General features: G+C 63.2%; 20 protein-coding genes. 9 read left to right on the top strand and 11 right to left on the bottom strand.

From position 1 onward, the window contains the following. Both uvrC and Q8O80_RS14490 read right to left on the bottom strand, forming a co-directional pair. Window positions 1-1,281: excinuclease ABC subunit UvrC (uvrC, locus tag Q8O80_RS14495; RefSeq protein ID WP_305580454.1), on the bottom strand; the 1,281-nt coding region annotated here is incomplete at its 3' end. After that, entirely contained in the window at window positions 1,278-2,060 is a 783-nt protein-coding gene (locus Q8O80_RS14490; RefSeq protein ID WP_305580452.1) for an SDR family oxidoreductase, read from the bottom strand. The genes Q8O80_RS14490 and uvrC, both read right to left, overlap by 4 nt. 290 nt (window positions 2,061-2,350) lie before the next feature. Between Q8O80_RS14490 and Q8O80_RS14485 the strand changes: the two genes are divergently transcribed. After that, window positions 2,351-3,274: a DMT family transporter gene (locus tag Q8O80_RS14485; protein WP_305580450.1), complete on the top strand. Its 924-nt coding sequence runs from the start codon at window positions 2,351-2,353 to the stop codon at window positions 3,272-3,274. Here Q8O80_RS14485 and Q8O80_RS14480 read toward each other — a convergent pair whose 3' ends face one another. After that, entirely contained in the window at window positions 3,275-3,670 is a 396-nt protein-coding gene (locus Q8O80_RS14480; protein ID WP_305580448.1) for a DUF2177 family protein, read from the bottom strand. 143 nt (window positions 3,671-3,813) lie between these two features. Between Q8O80_RS14480 and Q8O80_RS14475 the strand changes: the two genes are divergently transcribed. After that, entirely contained in the window at window positions 3,814-4,254 is a 441-nt protein-coding gene (locus Q8O80_RS14475) for a hypothetical protein (protein ID WP_305580446.1), read from the top strand. Window positions 4,255-4,291: 37 nt separating this feature from the next. On the opposite strand, the gene Q8O80_RS14470 is transcribed toward Q8O80_RS14475, so the two are convergent. Beyond that, on the bottom strand, window positions 4,292-4,744 hold the full coding sequence (locus Q8O80_RS14470) for an SH3 domain-containing protein (protein WP_305580444.1): 453 nt from the start codon (window positions 4,742-4,744) through the stop codon (window positions 4,292-4,294). Window positions 4,745-4,839: 95 nt separating this feature from the next. Further along, entirely contained in the window at window positions 4,840-5,262 is a 423-nt protein-coding gene (locus tag Q8O80_RS14465; RefSeq protein WP_305580442.1) for a MarR family winged helix-turn-helix transcriptional regulator, read from the bottom strand. Window positions 5,263-5,406: 144 nt separating this feature from the next. Between Q8O80_RS14465 and Q8O80_RS14460 the strand changes: the two genes are divergently transcribed. The 3 genes from Q8O80_RS14460 to hemH all read left to right on the top strand — a co-directional run bounded on the left by Q8O80_RS14460 (window position 5,407) and on the right by hemH (window position 9,135). Continuing rightward, complete coding sequence (locus Q8O80_RS14460) at window positions 5,407-6,306, top strand: LysR family transcriptional regulator (protein ID WP_305580440.1); 900 nt, start codon at window positions 5,407-5,409, stop codon at window positions 6,304-6,306. A gap of 9 nt (window positions 6,307-6,315) precedes the next feature. Continuing rightward, the gene (locus Q8O80_RS14455; RefSeq protein ID WP_305580438.1) at window positions 6,316-8,001 is read left to right on the top strand and encodes a DUF1007 family protein; all 1,686 of its coding nucleotides are present in this window, start codon (window positions 6,316-6,318) and stop codon (window positions 7,999-8,001) included. 108 nt (window positions 8,002-8,109) lie between these two features. Continuing rightward, on the top strand, window positions 8,110-9,135 hold the full coding sequence (gene hemH / locus Q8O80_RS14450; protein ID WP_305580436.1) for a ferrochelatase: 1,026 nt from the start codon (window positions 8,110-8,112) through the stop codon (window positions 9,133-9,135). Window positions 9,136-9,143: 8 nt separating this feature from the next. Here the strand turns inward: hemH and Q8O80_RS14445 are convergent, their stop codons facing one another. Continuing rightward, on the bottom strand, window positions 9,144-9,452 hold the full coding sequence (locus tag Q8O80_RS14445; RefSeq protein ID WP_305580434.1) for an SH3 domain-containing protein: 309 nt from the start codon (window positions 9,450-9,452) through the stop codon (window positions 9,144-9,146). Between the two features lie 195 nt (window positions 9,453-9,647). On the opposite strand from Q8O80_RS14445, the gene Q8O80_RS14440 reads away from it, so the two are divergent. Then, window positions 9,648-10,223: an NAD(P)H-dependent oxidoreductase gene (locus tag Q8O80_RS14440; protein ID WP_305580432.1), complete on the top strand. Its 576-nt coding sequence runs from the start codon at window positions 9,648-9,650 to the stop codon at window positions 10,221-10,223. 27 nt (window positions 10,224-10,250) lie between these two features. Here Q8O80_RS14440 and Q8O80_RS14435 read toward each other — a convergent pair whose 3' ends face one another. The 4 genes from Q8O80_RS14435 to Q8O80_RS14420 all read right to left on the bottom strand — a co-directional run bounded on the left by Q8O80_RS14435 (window position 10,251) and on the right by Q8O80_RS14420 (window position 12,109). Beyond that, a complete protein-coding gene (locus Q8O80_RS14435; RefSeq protein ID WP_305580430.1) occupies window positions 10,251-10,457 on the bottom strand; it encodes a DUF2892 domain-containing protein in 207 nt (68 codons plus the stop codon). Window positions 10,458-10,953: 496 nt separating this feature from the next. After that, window positions 10,954-11,337, bottom strand: coding sequence for a hypothetical protein (locus tag Q8O80_RS14430; RefSeq protein ID WP_305580428.1), 384 nt, complete (start codon window positions 11,335-11,337; stop codon window positions 10,954-10,956). A gap of 118 nt (window positions 11,338-11,455) precedes the next feature. Beyond that, window positions 11,456-11,665: an LPXTG cell wall anchor domain-containing protein gene (locus Q8O80_RS14425; protein ID WP_305580426.1), complete on the bottom strand. Its 210-nt coding sequence runs from the start codon at window positions 11,663-11,665 to the stop codon at window positions 11,456-11,458. A gap of 204 nt (window positions 11,666-11,869) precedes the next feature. Continuing rightward, window positions 11,870-12,109 (bottom strand): hypothetical protein, encoded by a 240-nt coding sequence (locus Q8O80_RS14420; protein WP_305580424.1) that lies wholly within the window; start codon window positions 12,107-12,109, stop codon window positions 11,870-11,872. 467 nt (window positions 12,110-12,576) lie between these two features. On the opposite strand from Q8O80_RS14420, the gene Q8O80_RS14415 reads away from it, so the two are divergent. The 3 genes from Q8O80_RS14415 (at window position 12,577) to Q8O80_RS14405 (ending at window position 15,121) form a co-directional block, all read left to right on the top strand. Further along, window positions 12,577-13,065, top strand: a complete 489-nt coding sequence (locus Q8O80_RS14415) for a hypothetical protein (RefSeq protein WP_305580422.1) — start codon at window positions 12,577-12,579, stop codon at window positions 13,063-13,065. Further along, window positions 13,025-14,434, top strand: coding sequence for an HD domain-containing protein (locus tag Q8O80_RS14410; RefSeq protein WP_305580456.1), 1,410 nt, complete (start codon window positions 13,025-13,027; stop codon window positions 14,432-14,434). Before Q8O80_RS14415 ends, Q8O80_RS14410 begins: the two co-directional genes overlap by 41 nt. Before the next feature lie 306 nt (window positions 14,435-14,740). Further along, complete coding sequence (locus Q8O80_RS14405; protein ID WP_305580420.1) at window positions 14,741-15,121, top strand: endonuclease domain-containing protein; 381 nt, start codon at window positions 14,741-14,743, stop codon at window positions 15,119-15,121. Between the two features lie 292 nt (window positions 15,122-15,413). Here Q8O80_RS14405 and Q8O80_RS14400 read toward each other — a convergent pair. After that, window positions 15,414-15,753 (bottom strand): UvrB/UvrC motif-containing protein (locus Q8O80_RS14400; protein ID WP_305580418.1); only part of this gene is annotated, 340 nt, incomplete at its 5' end.

Genomic DNA, 15,753 nt, shown 5'->3' with positions numbered 1-15,753 from the left:
GGAAAAGCCTTCCTCGCCGGCGACAACCATGGCGCCGACCATGTTGGTGCCGGAGATATGGGAGTTATCGTAAATTTCGATGCGGCGCGGCGGCTCGTCGAGGCCAAAGCAATTGGCCACGCCTTCGAGCAGGGTGCGGTTGGTGGCGCCTTCGGCAAGCTGGCGGCCGAGCGCTTCGCGGGCATTGTTGAGGGCGTGGTTGACCAGGTCACGTTTTTCGCCGCGCCGGGGCACTTCGATGGCGACACGGCGGCCGGCGCGGCTGGAGAGCGCTTCGGCCATGAGCTCGGGCTCGGCCAGGTCGTGGCTGATCAGGACGAGACGCGCCGGGGTACGATCCTCGTAGAACTGGGCGATGAAGGCCTCGAGCACCTCGGCGTCGCTGAGGCTGGCATCGGCGCGCGGGCGATAGGGGTAATTGCCCCAGTTCTGGAAGGCGCGGAAGAAAAATACCTGGACGCAGAACTGGCCGCCTTCGTGGTGGATGGCAAAGACGTCGGCCTCTTCCACCGATTTGGCGGTGGCGTCGCCCTGCGACTGGACCAGGGCGAGGGCGCTGAGGCGGTCGCGGATCAGGGCGGCGCGCTCGAAATCGAGCTGTTCGGCAGCCTCGTTCATGTCTGCCTGCAGGTGATCGCGCACCTTGCGGGATTTGCCCGAGAGGAACTGGCGGGCGTCCTCGACCAGTTCACCATAGGCTTCAAGGCTGATTTCGCGGGTGCAGGGGGCGGCGCAGCGCTTGATCTGGAATTGCAGGCAGGGGCGGGTGCGGGCGGCGTAGAAACTGTCCGAGCAATTGCGCAGCAGAAACGCCTTCTGCAGGCTGGCAATGGTGCGGGCCACGGCGGTGGCCGAGGCGAAGGGGCCGAAATAGTCGCCCTTGCGACGGCGGGTGCCGCGATGCTTGGTCAGCTCGGGCGCCTCATGGTCGCCGGTGATCAGGATATAGGGGAAGCTCTTGTCGTCGCGCAGCAGCACGTTGAAGCGCGGCTTGAGCCGCTTGATCATGTTGGCTTCGAGCAGCAGCGCCTCGGATTCGGTCTCGGTGCGCACGAATTCCATGCTGACCGTGGCGGCGATCATGCGCTGCAGGCGGATTTCGAGCGCTTCGGGGCGGGTGTAATTGGTGACGCGGGCCTTGAGGTTGCGCGCCTTGCCGACATACATCACCGCGCCCTGCGCATCGATCATGCGATAGACGCCGGGGGCGGCGGGCAGGGTGCGGACGAAATCGCGGATGACCTCATGGCCGCTGGGCGGCGGTGCCGTATCGTCACTCATGAGCGGGGCGTCGGGGCGCTGCGGGCGGGGAATTCAAGGTGCTCGCCGCCATCGAGGGCGATCATCTGGCCGGTCATTGATCTGGTGGCGAGCAGCATCAGCACGCCCTCGGCAATGTCCTCGGGGCCGGCATTGCGCTGCAAAGGGAGGGCCTGCACGCTGGCGGCAAACTCGGCCTTGCTCTGGCGCGAATGCGGCAGGACGGGGCCGGGGCCGATGGCATTGACGCGGATGGCCGGCGCCAGTGACTGGGCGAGCGTGCGGGTGGCGGCCCAGAGCACGGATTTGGACAGGGTGTAGCTGAAATAGGCGGGAGAGGTGTGCAGCACGCGTTCATCGATGATGTTGACGATATTGCCGGTGCCGCCAGCGGGCAGCTGAGCGGCGAAGTCGCGGGCCAGGAAGATCGGCGCTTCGGCATGAATGGCGAAATGGCCATCCCAGAGCGCTTCGTCAAGATCGCGCAGGCTGTCGGGCTCAAAGACCGAGGCATTGTTGATCAGTACGCTGACCGGGCCGAATTGCGCGGTCACCCCGGCCATCAGACCCGCCCGCTGGGCGCGATCGGTCAGATCGGCCTGAACGATGGCGGCGGTGCCGCTGGCAGCAGTGATGTCGGCCTGGACCTGGCCGGCCCCGTCCTCGTCGCGGTGATAGTGGATGGCCACGGCATAGCCGGCGCGCGCCAAGGCCTTGGCAATGGCGGCGCCAATGCGGTCACCGGCGCCCGTTACGAGCGCCACGGGAAGAGTGTTGGGAGAGGCGAGTTTATTGATCATGCTGGAACTTGGACCTGATGGTCAGACCATAGGCCGCTTTGGCTGGAGTCTTCAACGTGTCGGGCGCGATGAACTGGGGGCAAGGGCGCCCTATTTGCGCCAGCCCTGCTGACAGCGTGCGGCAGCAAGGCTGTGCTGCCAGGGGGCGGGGGCGGGGGCGGCGGCGCGCTGACGGCGATTGCCGGCATGGTCAAGTCGCAGATGGCTAAAGGCTGAACTTTGCGCTAGCGCTGGGGCGTCCCGGTTCAACGGTGAATCGGGGCGCTGTTTTTCAGGCGTGACCCAGTCCCATGTCTCTTTCTGCCGTTGACGACCGCACCGATAATGTCGGCCGGGCCATTGCCCTGACCTTGTTCACCATTGTGGTGTTCGGCGTGCAAGACGCCATTTCCAAGCATCTGGTGCAGACCTATTCGCCCTTCCAGGTGACGATGATGCGCTATTGGGGCTTTGCCGTCTTTGCGCTGTATGTGGTGTCGCGGCAGGCCGGGCTGCGTCAGGCGCTGACCTCCAAGGTGCCGTTCTGGCAGCTGTTGCGCGGCTCGCTGCTGATCATCGAGATCTGCTTTTTTGCGCTGGCGCTGCAATCGGTGCCGCTGGGCGAATTGCAGGCGATCTCGCTGGTCTATCCACTGCTGGTGACGCTGTTCTCGATTCCGCTGCTGGGCGAGAAGGTCGGCGTATTCCGCCTGGTGGCGGTCGGCGTGGGGTTTGCCGGGGCACTGATCATTGTGCGTCCGGGCGGGCTGCCCATGGACTGGGGTGTCGGCTTTGCGGTGATCGCGGCGACCCTTTATTCGCTGTATATCGTGCTGACCCGCAAGGTGAGCCAGTATGACAAGGCGCCAACCAGCCTGGCCTATACCGGGATTGTCGGGCTGGTGCTGTCGAGCGCGGTGGGCATTTTCTTCTGGCAGCCCATGGCCTGGCCGGATGTGGCGCTGGTGGTCACGATGATGATAACCACCTGTCTGGGCCATGGGGTGATGATCTATGCGCTGTCACTGGCACCGGCCAGCACGGTGCAACCGTTCAACTACTTTTCCCTGCCCTGGGCGATCGTGCTGAGCATCGTGGTGTTCGGCCATGTGATTGACCCGGTGTCGCTGGTAGGCGCGGGCATTGTGGTGGCAGCGGGCCTGGTGGTGATGGCCCGCGAGCGGATCAAGCGCGTGCCGATCGTTGACGGCCCGATCCTGCCCGGGCGGGAATAATCAGGCGAAGAGTTTTGACAACCAGACCCCGCCGGCGGCGCTGACCCCGGTCAGAAAGGTGCCCCAGGCCATGTCCACCGCGGCGATGGTGGGGGTGAAGCCCTTCATCGTCGACAGGTTGGTCAGATCGTAGGTGCCATAGGCAACAAAGCCGAATAGGGCACCCAGCGCCAGCGCCTTGAGCACGTCGCCTTCGGCAGGCGCGGCGACCAGGGCGACGACGCCCACCAGATAGGCCAGATAGAACAGACCCGCGACCAGCAAATTGGGATTGGGTAGCAGGATGCTGCCGATCTCGCGCTGATAAATGCCCTTGCCCATGGTGGAGAGCCAGATGAAATCGAGCGGAAAAAATATCAGCGCGCAGGCGGCGTAGAGGATCAGGTATTTGGTCATGATGCGGGCTCCGGGCGGCGAGGTTGATGCTGATACGCAGCGCGGCGGCTGCAGGATCACCGCGATTGCGGCGTTCTGTCTTCGCGGGACCTTGAAGTCCATGGCGGGGGAGGGCATGTCAGGGGACGCATGGAGGGTATGGTATGGTCTGGCTGCTGGAAATCGGGTTGGTGCTGCTGCTGGTGGGTGGTGGCTGGACCTATCTGACGCGCGGCAAGCGCGGCAATAACAAGGATTCGCTGACCATGCGCCGGGTCGATGCCTATATCGAGACCATAAGGCGTGAAGCCAGCAACAGGGATCTGGCGGCAATGAGCGACAGCGAGTTGCGCGACCTGCTGCATTCGGGCGCGCACAATATGCGCGTTGCCGGCGAGCGGAAGAACTGGGCTTTGCTGGGCGCTGGCGGGGTGACGCTGTTTTCCGGTGTGATCGCGGCCAATCAGGACGGCATGGCCGGCTTTGCCATTGTCATGGTGGTGGGGGCGCTGGCGATCTACGGGCTCAACGAATTTCTGGTGCGCCGCTTGCGGGCGCCGCTGGAAAGGCGCGGCATTGACGTGGACCGGCTCACGGTCGAATAGCAGAACGCCGCCCCGAGGGGCGGCGTTGTCAATTGGGCTAGTCGCCGATGCAGAAATAGCCGTTGGGGCCATTGACGCAGACGCTGCTGTTATTGCGCGGATAGCTGGGGTAGATCGGGGCCGGACGCCGCGGGCGGGGGTCCCAGCCCCGTGGACGCTGCGGCCGCGGATCGTAGTGCGGGGTGCGATCCCAGCGATCCCAGCGATCATTGTTGTTCCAGCTACCCTGGCCGCCGCGCGACAGGTAATTTGCCGACACCCAGCCATCGGGGCCGCGCTTTTCGACATAGCACCAGCCACCGCGACACTGCTGAACATCGACCCGCTCGCCACGGCGCAGCGAATCGACAACGCGGTATTGGGTCGACGGGCCAGAACGCACATTGACGTTGCCGGTGGCGTAGGCCGGGGCAGCAGACGCAGCGGCAGTGGTGGCTACAAGCGCCAGAACTGCGAGGCCGCCTGCCATGAGTTTCTTGCTCAAAGCCATTGGTGATCTCCTTATCCTTGGAGGCATTGATGCCTGTGCGGGCAGATAACACCATGGCGCCTGAACCCAAGCTGAATGGCGCGTTGGGCTGGCGGTCAGAAGGTGAGCAGATCCACGAAGCGCTTGAGCCGCTCGCTCAGCTTCCTGCGCTGTTTTGGCTTGAGCTCGCCCAGCAGCGCCTCTTCAAGCTGGCTCCAGTGATCGGCAAGGCCATTGCGGATGCGCACGCCGCGTTCGCTCAGGGCAATGCCAGCAGCCAGTTGCGGCCCGACGGCCTGACGCGTGACCAGACCCCGTTCGATCAGGCGCGCCAGCCGGGCCGTCAGGCTGGCCTCGGACAGGCCGAGTTCGGCGGCCAGTTCGCTCTCAGTGGTGCCGGCACGGGCAAGCTCAAACAGAATGGCGTCGTCACCCGGCTCAAGGCCACGTTCGGCCAGGGGCAGCAGCAGCGCGCGATGCGCCAACTGGCCCGCCTCGATGAGCCGATAGAGCGTGGAGCGGGATGAGGGCTTGGACATGGGTGGGAAAATAGTCCGAACTCCTGGTGCGCGTCGATTGCGGTTGCAGTCTATCGTTAATCGGGGAACGGCCAAGACCGGATATTGTTCACCTGACGCAGGTGAGTTATGTCTCGATTGCAATGATCTGGTGAACGGGATGCCATGACGCAGGACCTCGCACGCATCCGCGCTTTTGTTCAGGTCTTTGATTCTGGTGGTTTTTCTGCGGCGGCGCGACAGCATGGCCGCTCCAAGGCGCTGCTCAGCAAATATGTCTCGGACCTGGAGGACTATCTGGGGGTGCGGTTGATGAACCGGACGACCAGAAAGCTCAGCCTGACCGAGGCGGGCGAAGGTTACTACCGCGAAGCCAGCGCGCTATTGCAGCAGCTGGACGATCTCGACGCCACCATATCCGACCAGACAGCTGAGCCGCGCGGCCTGTTGCGGGTGTCGGCGCCGCGCAATTTTGGCGAGGATACGCTGGCGCCGGCGATTTTTGAGTATCTGCGCAAATACCCCAAGGTGACGCTCGATCTGCGGCTGGAGGATCGCTATGTCGACCTGGTCGATGAAGGGATCGACGTGGCGCTGCGGATCTCGACGCTGGCCGATTCCGCGCTGATCGCGCGCAAGATTGCCAATATGCATGTGATCGTCGGCGCCGCCCCGGAGCTGCTGGCGCTACACGGTACGCCGAAACATCCGGAAGACCTGCGCAATCTGCCCTGCATTGTCGATGTCAATCTGCAGGGTCAGTCGAACTGGCGGTTTGTCGAGGCCGGCAAGACGATTTCGGTGCCGGTGAATGGCCCGCTGCGGGTGAACTCGCCGCTGGCGGCACGCAAGGCGGCGCTGATGGGCCTCGGATTTGTCGTATTGCCGTCCTATCTGGCCGAACCGGTGATCGTCCGTGGCGAGCTGGTGCCAGTGCTGACCGAGTTTCTGCCGACCGGGCAAACGCTGCAGGCGGTCTATCCGCATCGGCGCCATCTGGCCGGCAAGGTGCGGGCGCTGATCGATCATCTGGTCGAGTGGTTTCAGACCCACCCCATCCATTAAGGACGACACGTGAGCATCAATACTATTGGACGCCGGTGTGTTGGCGTCGTGCTGGCCGCTCTGGCCCTGACCCTGCCGGTCATGACCCTGCCCGCTCTTGCACATCCGCATATCCTGATCGATGCCAAGGTGACCATGCTGTTTGACGACAGTGGCGCCGTGGCCGGGCTGCGGCACCAATGGTCCTTCGACAGCTCGTTTTCGGCCTGGATGATCCAGGGGCTGGACAGCAATGGCGACCGGCAGACCAGCCCGGACGAGCTGCAGGAGCTGGCCGACGAGAACATGGCCGGGCTCGCGGATTACGGGTTCTACACCTATGCCGGAGAGGGCGATGCGCGGATGACCTTCCAGCCCGTCGGTGACCAGCGCATGGTCTACGAGGATGGGCGGGTGGTGCTGACCTATTCGGTGACGGCGACAACGCCCGTGCCGGTGACCGGGCGGTTCGAGCTGGCCGTGTATGATCCGGAATATTACGTCGCCATCGGGTTTGCCGATGCGTCGGACGTGACGCTGGAGAATGCTCCGGCCAGCTGTGCCGCCGTGCTGGAGCCGCCCCGGCCGATGGATCCGGCGGTGGAGGAACGGCTCTATGCCCTGGGGCCCGAAGTGCTGGAGCTGCCGCCCGATCTGGCCGCAGCGATGCGCGGAACCCAGGGGCTGATCGCGGTGCGTTGCGACGGCAGCCCTGCCGCCGCACCGGCGTCAGCGCTGGAGGCCGCGACGGCGGTGGCAGAGGCCAAGCCGAGAACGCCGTTTGGTGGACCTCCGACCGAGGTGGGCCTGAACCTGCCGCAGACGGGATTTTTCGGCTGGCTGGCAACGCAACAGCGCGATTTCTATGCCGCGCTCACGGCGTCGCTGGACGCGTTGCGCAGTGACTGGACGGCGTTCTGGGTGCTCGGCGGGCTGAGCTTTGTCTATGGCATTCTGCACGCGGCCGGGCCGGGGCACGGCAAGGTGGTGATCTCGTCCTATGTGCTGGCCAATGAGACGCAGCTGCGACGCGGGGTGACGCTGAGCGTGCTGTCGGCCATGCTGCAGTCGCTGGTGGCGGTGGTGTTCGTGCTGATTGCAGCGGGATTGCTGGGTATGACCAGCCTGGCGATGGGCGACGCTGCCAACTGGATTGGCATCGCCTCCTACGCCATGGTGGCGCTGCTGGGGCTGTGGCTGATTGCCCGCAAGCTGTTTGGCTGGGGGCACAGCCATGGCCATCACCAGGAGGAGCCCGCCGCGCACGCGACGCACAAGGCGCATGGGCATTTGCATCATGCGGCGGCGCATGAGCATGGCCACGACGCGCACCCGCACGACCATAGCCACGAGGATCATGACCATCACCATATGCATATCGTGCCGCCAGCGCTGACCAGTGGCAGCTGGCGCGAGCAGCTCGGCGTAGTGCTGGCGGTGGGGATGCGGCCCTGTTCGGGGGCGCTGGTGGTGATGGTGTTCGCGCTGTCGCAAGGGTTGTTGCTGGCCGGCATTGCGGCGGTATTTCTGATGGGGGTGGGAACGGCGATCACCGTGGCGGCGCTGGCGACGCTGGCAGTGACCGCCAAGGGGCTGGCGCAGCGGATCGGCGGCGCGGACAACCCGACCACGGCGGCGATCATGTGGTGGTTTGAATTGCTGGGTGCCGTGGCTGTGCTGGCGTTTGGCGTGGTGTTGCTGCTCGCCAGTTTCTAGGCGATCGCGTCTGGATCACTGTATGCGGCGCGACCCATAGCCGCCTTGCGCCATGGCATGGAGGCGTTATGGTGCGCCTCTGCCTAGAACTCTTCCAAACTGGCGTCCATGTCCGATCACCTGCCCCCCAATCATCCGCCCGTCCTCGACCAGAAAATCGGCGTCCTGCTGCTCAATCTGGGCACGCCTGATGCCACCGATTACTGGAGCGTGCGGCGCTATCTCAAAGAGTTCCTCAGCGATCCGCGTGTCATCGAGACGCCGAAATGGCTGTGGTGGCCGCTGCTCAATCTGGTGATCTTGACGGTGCGGCCGCAGAAAAGCGGCCATGCCTATGAGCAGATCTGGGACAAGCAGGAGAATGCCAGCCCGCTGCTGGTGATCACCAGGCGGCAGAGCGCGGCGCTGGCCGAGCGGCTGGCGGGGCACGACAATGTCATGGTGGATTTTGCCATGCGCTATGGCAATCCCTCGACGCAGAGCGTGCTGGAGAGGATGCATGCCGCCGGCTGCACCAAGATTCTGCTGGTGCCGCTCTATCCGCAGAATTCGGCGACGACCACGGCGACGGCCAATGACAAGGCGTTTGACGTGCTCAAGACGATGCGGCGGCAGCCGGCGGTGCGCACTGTGCCGTCGTATTTCGAGGATCCCAAATATATCGAGACGCTCGCCCATTCGATCCGCGACGGGGTGGCAGCGCTGGATTTTGAGCCCGACCTGGTGATCACCAGCTATCACGGCATGCCGGTAACCTATCTGGAGCGCGGCGACGTCTATCACTGCCAGTGCTACAAGACGACGCGGCTGGTGCGGGAGTATCTTGGCTGGCCCAAGGACAAGCTGATGGTGACGTTCCAGTCGCGCTTTGGCCCCACCAAATGGCTCGAGCCCTATACCGACAAGACGCTCGAAGCGCTGCCGGGCAAGGGCGTCACCAAGGTGGCCATCCTGGCGCCGGCGTTTTCGGCCGACTGCATCGAAACGCTGGAGGAGATCGCCATGGAAGGCCGCAACAGCTTCCTGGCCGCCGGTGGCGAGCAGTTCGCCTATATTCCGTGCCTCAATGACAGTCCCCAGGGCATGGACATGATCGAGGACATGGTGCGGCGCGAGCTGAGTGGCTGGCTCTAGGCCGTTGGCTACCAGCCAAAGCCGTCGAAGTCGGGCGGGCTGGCCTCGATCTTGGCGGCCCAGCCGACCAGATAGGAGGCGTCGACCCAGCCGGTATCGGTGACCAGGCACCAGCGGCCGCTGCGGGTGCAATAGTCCAGCGTGACCGTGGCGCCATCGGCAAGGCGGCCGATCTGCTGGTAGCGCAGGCCCGGGCCGCTGCGCACGGCAATATCGCCGCCGCTGACCCGCGCCGTCGGCTCGGCGGCCACGGCCGGGGCGGCGCTGAGCGCCAGCAGGACCAGGCCGGCGCGGGCAATCGTTCTGAAGTCTGGCATGGCAAGCTCCGGCAATGGACGCGATAGCCTTGCCGCAGCAGCGTGGCGGCGGCAAGGCGGATTGGCCAGCGTTTCACCCCTGGCCCTGTGGCCCATGTCGGGGTTTTCAGCAGGGCGCGGGCGATTTTGCGCTGGATCGGCGGCGGGTGCGGTGGCAAGCCTTGGGCTGGCACAGTTCATCCCGGAGTCGGACGCATGCGAATCTATCTGCTGATGGCCCATCCCGATCGTCACAGCTTCAACAATGCCATTGCCGATACCTATCAGGCGGCGGCGCTGGCGGCCGGGCACCAGCTGCAGCGGCAGGATCTGGCGACGCTGCATTTCGACCCGATCCTGCACCAGGGCTACAAGGCCGAGCAGGCGCTGGAGCCCGATCTGGTGCAGGCGCAGGAGCTGATCGCCTGGTGCGAGCGCTGGGTGATCGTCTATCCGTTGTGGTGGGGCAGCGTGCCGGCGCTGCTGAAGGGGTTTTTCGACCGCACGCTGCTGCCCGGCCAGGCCTTCAGGCCGCATGAGCGCGACCCGATGTGGGACAAGCTGCTGACCGGCCGCTCGGGGCAATTATTCATCACCTCGGACGCGCCCAAGGCCTGGACCTGGTGGGCCTATCACAACAGTGACGTGCGCATGGTCAAGCATGCCGTGCTGCAGTTCTGCGGCATCAAGCCGGTGCGGGTGACCCGCTTTGCCGAGATCGGCAGCAGCACGGCGGCGCAGCGCGAGGCCTATCTCGAACAGGTGCGCGCCATGGCCGCCCGGGCGCGCTAGCGCCGGGGGCGGGGCGGCACCTGCTGCCTAGCGGCGCTTGACCGGGCAGGTGGAGATGCCGAGCAGGCGATAGATCGGGCAGGTGCCGATCAGGCCGGTGAGCAGGGGCACGAGGCCCAGCAGCGCGAACCAGCGCCAGCCGGCATCGGGGTACATGAAAAAGGCTGCCAGCAAGGCGAGGCCGACGATGACGCGGATGACCCGGTCGATGGTGCCTTCATTGGTCGTGAACATGGCGCTCTCCTGCGCTGATGGTGACGCTGGCCACACACTAGCAGCGCGCGGCAGCGGCCGAATTGATCTGGAACAAACGCCCGGGCGATCGCCCGCTTGGGCTTGGGCCTGGGCATGGCCCCGCGCCGGCATCGCCACGCGCGGTCGGGGCGCTGGCGGTACACGGTGGGAAGCGGCTTTCGCCCCAGAGAATAGGCAAGAAGAGGCGAAAGCCGCTTCGCACGATCGGGATTTGTGGCGCACGCCTCGAGCGGCCCCCCTTTCGGGGTGACGATCCCGTGGTGCGGCGGGGCGCCCGCCCCTCTCTCCGCACCGCCGTCGTCCGGCCGGTGGTCAGCATCCACGCCCGAGCCTGGGCGACCCCATGCTCCCCGCCTTCCCGCCCGGCGCCTCGTCAGCGCCGCGTGTTGGTGGCGGGAACGGGGCCAGTATGCAGCAGACCAGCCGGGCGGGGACAAGCGGGACAAGGCGCAGCACGCATCAGGCCGCAACCAGCTCACGAGCGGGCCATGGCCGCCCGGTGCCCAGCCTGCATTTCTTGGCCCTCAATGGTGCGCCACTCGTCGTCGCCCTCGTCATCGCTATGGGCCTGCCTGAACAGGTCGAGCGCCAGCTGCGCATCGCGCAGCATGCTGGTGAGGCGGCGATGCTCGGGCGGCTGCTGGCGATCAAGCCGGGGCAGGGTGCGGGCGCCGGGTTCGCGCGAGATCAGCCGATAGATGTCGGCCAGCAGCACCGCGCTGGCCCGGGCGAGCAGCGGGCTGGCCAACTGTTTGGGCGCATGGACCTGCGCCGCATGCAGCGTGGCGCGCAAATGCAGCAGCCGCTCGCTCAGTTGCGCGTGCTCCAGTACTTTGGCGAATGAAATCAGATTGTCCATAAAACCCTCCCTGGCGGTTGTCCTGGCGCGCCCAGCATGAGCGCGCGGCAGGGGCCGAGGATTAGTTTTGGGTTTTTGGGTTTTTGGCGTGGGGACGGTGGCGGACTCTGGCGCCGCTCTAGCGGCGGCGGCTGCGCCAGAGCAGGGCGGCGCCGGCCAGCAGCGCGACGAGGCCGGCAAGGGCCCAGGGCAGGGACGGGCCTTCGAGCGGTTCACAGTCGCCGACGCACAGGATGGGCGCCATGGTGACCAGCCCGGTGCCCTGCAGGAACCACAGGCCCCCCAGCAGGACGAGGACGAGGCCGAAGGCGATGAACAGATATCTCATGGGGCGGGATCTCCAGCGGGAGGCCAGCCTATGCCGGGGATGGGGACGGGGCAATTGGGGGGTGGGGGCAACCGATATGCCGGTTTCTCCCTAGCTGATGAAACCGGCAAGGATAGCAGCGCGCGCGGGGGCGGGGATATTTTGGGTTTTTGGGTTTTGAAGTGGGGGCCTTTCCCTTTGGGGGAGAGGAATAGTGGGCGCGTTTCAATACCGTCCGTGGTCGCGGATCGCCGTGTCGATCTCGACTTTGAGGGCCGGATGGGCCGCGAGCGCGCGGGTGATCAGGGCGGTGTTGGTCTGGTCGATGGCGCTGGCCAGCTCGTGGGCGCAGGCGCGGTAGGCGTCGGGCGGCAGGCCCGCCTTGAGCGCTGGCAGCAAGGCCTGCAGTGTGCGGCCAGATTCAAAGGCGGTGCGGATCATGGTGCGGGCGAGATCGATGTCCATGGCGGGTCTCAGCGGTTAAGGCAGGTATTGAGGCATTTGTGGCATTCCCAAATATTAAAGTCGGTCCCCGGCGGTTGGAGCCGCTCCAGTACGCGGACGGGGTGTTCGACGCGATGCGCGGCGTGCTGGGCTTGGGGCGACATCTGTGGCGAGCCCCGATGCGCTCCTCCCCCTTCAGGGGGAGGTTGGGTGGGGGGGGTGGTTGACCCGCCCTCATGAGACGGCGATATTGCATCGGGATCAGTGCATGCAAGGATGCGCCGTGGGACATGGCCAATTGTACTTGGATGCGTTTGAGGCGATTTTCGGGTAATGGTTCAAGCTCACATCCTCCATGCCACCTATTTGGCGAATCTGAGTTGTGTAATGTACAGCGCACATGAACTTGTGATAGATCGGTACGGAAAAAATTCCTATTATTCTTAGCATACCTGTGATAGATAAACGACTCAATAGGAGTGATTAGCATGGTAGAACGGGCAATAGCTACGAAACTGGCACTGCGCGCTATGAACCAATCTGATCATATTGGTTCGTTGGATGACCGGAAACGAATACAAAAACTCATTTATTTGGCACAGGCGAAGGGAGTGTCTTTGGGGTATGGTTTTAGTTGGTATCTTCGGGGGCCGTACTCGTCCACTTTGGCAAAAGACTACTACAATACCCCTGCCATAGATTTGAATAGCACCGACGCGCCTACGATACGCGCTGACCTGCTTCCGCGTTTGCAGCAGGTCGGCGAAATTCCGACCGATAATAGGCGTCCGCAGGGACTACAAGAAGCTGATTGGCTAGAAATTGTCGCGTCAGTTCATTATTTGGAGCGAGTAGCAAAGCTTGACGAAGTGTCTGCAACAGATAAGCTTCGTAGAGAAAAGCCTCACTTAGTCGAGCATGTGGAAGTCGCGCGTGATGTCGTCAATCAGTACTTCCCAAAAACGCAAGCGAATTAACGACCCTGTCCATGGGGCGGTGTTTCTAACCCCCCTTGAATACAAGATAGCCACTTCTCCTGCTTTTGTACGACTAGCAAATGTCAAGCAACTGGGGTTGGGAGCGTTCGTTTTTCCCGGTGCTACCTATTCGCGCCAAGAACACAGCATGGGCGCTTGTCATGTCGCGGGACAAATGCTGGCTTCGATTTCCCATAGCGGAGTCGACATTTCGGATCACGACTACCATATCACGCGGCTGGCTGCGCTTCTGCATGACCTCGGCCACTATCCATTTTCACATGCAACGGAAGAAGCGGTGCATTTGATAGAAGGTGTCCCAGCGCTGGAGGGTAGTCCTCCCACGCAGGAGTATTTTACTGACCACGAGGAGGTCGGAAAATACATCATCAAAAATGATCCCCATATATCCTCTTTGCTAAGAGAGCACGGGTTTACTGCGGACGAAATTGTTGCTCGACTGGACGGAGCAGATAATACCAGTCTAAATATGTTGGTTAGTTCGGATTTGGATTGCGATAGGTTAGACTATCTGCGTCGGACTTCTCTTCATGCGGGACTTCCTTACGGTGGAGTCGACGCTGAATACTTAATCGACAATTTGACGCTAGACGTTGACGGATTGCCCTGTCTCCATTCTAAGGCGATTGGCGCAGCAGATCACTTTCTGGTATCTCGACTCTATGACTTTGAGCAGGTTCCGTTTCACAAAGCGGTAGTCGGATACGAAGAGGCGCTGAAAAAGACACTTGCAGCTATGATGAGAGATGGCGCGCTTGACCTATCAAGGCGCGCTGTAGCCGGAATGGTTGCTGACGAGACTTGGCGCCGGTTTGACGATCAGACCATGATGGGTAAAATCCGGGTTTTCAAAGACGAGATTTCGGCGTCATCTCCCAGTGACCAAGTTATTCCGTTCGTAGATTGCATTCTTAATAGGCGAGCACCCAAGCTCGTGTTGGATTTTCAGTATCTAGATAGACAGTCGGAAGAATCAGAGGAAAAATTTGACAATCTAGCCGCCGAATGTAGCGATCTCGCTACTGCAACATATTGGGAGTTCGGCGTCGATCCGGAGTTAACATTTACGTGGTCCCGATCCTTCCCAATGCTGAAAGGTAGTGAATCAGGTCAACGCATACGGCTCCTATCATACGGTGACAGGAGTCAGCGCAGTTGGCCCATTGATTTAGCCGCTAGAACTCTCTCGTCGAAGCTAGACGGCGTGGTGCTGCGGCATTTCCGCTTGTACGCATGCTTGAACGGCTTTCCGGATCCCAAAGACCTACGCGCGAAAATCAGATCTCGTTTGTCGTCTCATGTAGATGCCAGAGGTTTGGAGTTTGACCTGTTGGAAGATCAAGATTGATCAGCCGAAGCGCCACCGATGGGATTGTGCATCGGCGACCACCGTTCATCTCTCGTAGCCCCATAGCCCCATAGCCCCATAGCGCCTTCGATTAGTCTTGTCGCTTTATCCTGTCGTTCGGGCTAGCTCACATGGCCCTCTCGGCTCACATCGCGCCACTGCAGAGATTTTGCCGAGAGGCTGGGGATGGACCCCCACCTAACCTCCCCCTGAAGGGGGAGGGACCGGGCGGTGGGTGGGGTGGTATTGTAGGTCAACTCGATGCGCTCCTCCCCCTTCAGGGGGAGGTTGGGTGGGGGTGCAGACATGAAAGAGCAGATCTCCTTTGCCCGCGGCTTGCGGCGGGAGCAGACGGTGGCGGAGCGGCGGTTCTGGGCGCTGCTGGAGCCATGGCGGACTGCCGGCTGGCATATGCGGCGGCAGGCGCCGATCGGGCCCTATGTGGTGGATTTCGTCTGCAAGCGCGCCCGGATCATTTTCGAGATCGATGGCGACAGCCACTTTACCGAGGCAGGTCTGGCGCATGATGCGCGGCGGACGGCTTTTCTCGCCGGGCTGGGTTATCGCGTGGTGCGCTTTGGCAATGACGAGGTGCTGACCAATATCGACGGCGTCGGCGACATGGTGTTCGGGGTGCTGGGGTCGGTGGATGGGGAATCACCGGGGTGGGGAGAAAATCCGGACTAGCCGCGAGACCCCCACCCAGCCGGCATTCGGGCATAGCCCTCATGGCCATGTCGGCTCAGATTGGTCCACGGAGCGATTTGCCGCCAAAGGCGGACGGCTCGAAGCCCCTGAAGGGGCACCCCCACCTAGCCTCCCCCTGAAGGGGGAGGGATCAGATTGGGGTTGGGGATGGGCCCCCACCCGGCCTCCCCCTGAAGGGGGAGGGGCGCATCGAGGTTGTCCATGATGGTGCCCCTTCCACCGCGCGGCTCCTCCCCCTTCAGGGGGAGGGCTGGGTGGGGGTGCCGGGGGGCTAGTTGACCTCTCCCGACAGCGTATCCAGTTCCATTTCGCGCAGCCGCTTGACCTCGTCGCGGAGCCTTGCGGCTTTTTCGAATTCCAGATTGGTCGCGGCTTCGCGCATCTGGGTTTCGAGGTCCTTGATGACGGCGGCGAGGTTGGCGCCGACATGGGTGGCTTCCTTGCCGTCGCGGCCTTTGCCGATGGAAATGGTGACGTGGTCGCGCTCGTAGACGCTGTCGACGATGTCGTGGATGTTGGAGCGCACCGAGGCGGGGGTGATGCCGTGGGCCTCGTTATAGGCGACCTGCTTTTCGCGGCGGCGGTTGGTTTCGGCCAGCGCCCGTTCCATC

It is taken from the genome of Devosia sp. (assembly GCF_030689745.1).
GTDB classification, from domain to species: domain Bacteria; phylum Pseudomonadota; class Alphaproteobacteria; order Rhizobiales; family Devosiaceae; genus Devosia; species Devosia alba.
This window is presented reverse-complemented; position numbering and strand designations above follow the sequence as displayed.